A 1,558-nucleotide genomic window follows, 5' to 3' on the forward strand; every position below is an offset into this window, starting at 1 on the left:
GTAGACATGATGGATTGACCTGCCCCTCCTCAACTTCGTGGGTTATGTTGAGGTTGAGGCAACAACGCAGAGCCACTATTAAGGGAGGCAGGTCATGAAACAGTCTAGCGTAAATCAACCGTCCTTTGGTGAACGCCGTAGCGGCGCTGGCAACGTCCATGCCGCTTATATCGGCCTGGATGTGCACAAGGCCACCATTGCCGTCTCTATCGCCGAGGCGGGGCGGCTCGAGCCCGAGTTTCGTGGCGAGATTCCTAACGAATCCAAGGCCATTGACAAGATGATTCGCCAGCTCAGCCAGCGGTTCAACGGGCAGCCTCTGTTGTTCAGTTATGAGGCTGGCCCTTGTGGTTACGGCCTCTATCACCAGATTCAGGCCAGCGGCCATGATGGCGAAGTGGTTGCCCCATCACTGATTCCTCGTCGTGCGGGAGATCGCGTCAAGACCGACCGACGAGACGCCGTCATGCTGGCCCGTCTCTCACGTGCTGGCGAACTCACGCCGGTCTGGGTGCCCACGCCCGAGCAGGAAGCCATTCGTGATCTGACACGTGCCCGTGAGGATATGAAGGCCATTGAGCTTAAAGCACGTCAACGTCTGAGCGCATTCTTGCTACGCCACGGCAAGGTCTACACTGGCAAAAGTAAGTGGATACCGGTTCATTTTCGCTGGCTCGAGACCGTCCGCTTCGATAATCGGATTCAGCAGATCGTGCTACAGGAGTACATTGAGGCCGTGAGAGAGGCTCAACGACGCGTTGCAGGGTTAGAGAAGCAAATGGAAGCGGCGTTAATGGAGTGGTCACTGGCCTCGGTGGTTCGGTCGCTAATGGCGATGCGTGGGATCAGCCTGATTACCGCCATGACAGTGCTGGCCGAGCTGGGTGATATCAGCCGGTTCGACTCACCGCGGCAACTGATGGCCTACCTGGGACTAGTGCCCAGCGAGCACTCCAGTGGCGGTAGTCGCCGACAGGGAGGCATCACTAAAACGGGTAATGGTCATGTGCGTCGTGTGTTGGTGGAGGCCGCCTGGAGCTATCGCTTCCCCGCGCGCAAGACGCGCATTATTGAGAAGCGAGCCGAGCAGACCACGCCGACGGTGCAGGCAATCGCCTGGGAAGCACAGAAACGACTCTGCGGACGTTACCGTCGATTGGCGACCACGGGCAAGATGAAGCAGCAGGTTATCACCGCCGTCGCGCGCGAATTGACGGGGTTTATGTGGGCGATTGCCTGTGAGGCTATGGGCAAACCGCACGGAAGCCGGGCAACCGCATGACTATCACGTTCCAGTGTCTAGGTGTCAGGGAGCGTCGGGCCGGTGGGAGAACCCCTGGCCCTCCTATGAGGCCCCGCCCTCTGGGGCTGGGTGACCCTCGCTTGTAGAGCAGGGTAGCTCCGCGACGAAGTGATGACAGGTCGGTAACCAACCCACGAATACCAGAGAGATCCACCGTCGCAGATAGCCCTTCGCTTCCTGACCCCTAGGCATTGAGGACAACCGAATGAACGAAAGATAACCGTGCCCTTGACAGGTCAATCCATACCAGGAGGG

The 1,558-nt window shown here is 58.7% G+C and carries 1 protein-coding gene; it reads left to right on the forward strand.

Going from position 1 to position 1,558, the window contains the following annotated elements; all coding sequences use genetic code 11:
- The first annotated feature begins 94 nt into the window (after positions 1-94).
- A complete protein-coding gene (locus INT21_RS06545; RefSeq protein ID WP_226912347.1) occupies positions 95-1,282 on the forward strand; it encodes an IS110 family transposase in 1,188 nt (395 codons plus the stop codon).
- Positions 1,283-1,558 lie beyond the last annotated feature (276 nt).

The organism is Halomonas sp. 3F2F, from assembly GCF_014897805.1.
In the GTDB taxonomy this organism is placed as follows: Bacteria; Pseudomonadota; Gammaproteobacteria; order Pseudomonadales; family Halomonadaceae; genus Vreelandella.

Coding starts and splice junctions, on each gene's coding strand:
- INT21_RS06545 (WP_226912347.1), top strand. CDS start 95: ATGAAACAGTCTAGCGTAAATCAACCGTCCTTTGGTGAACGCCGTAGC.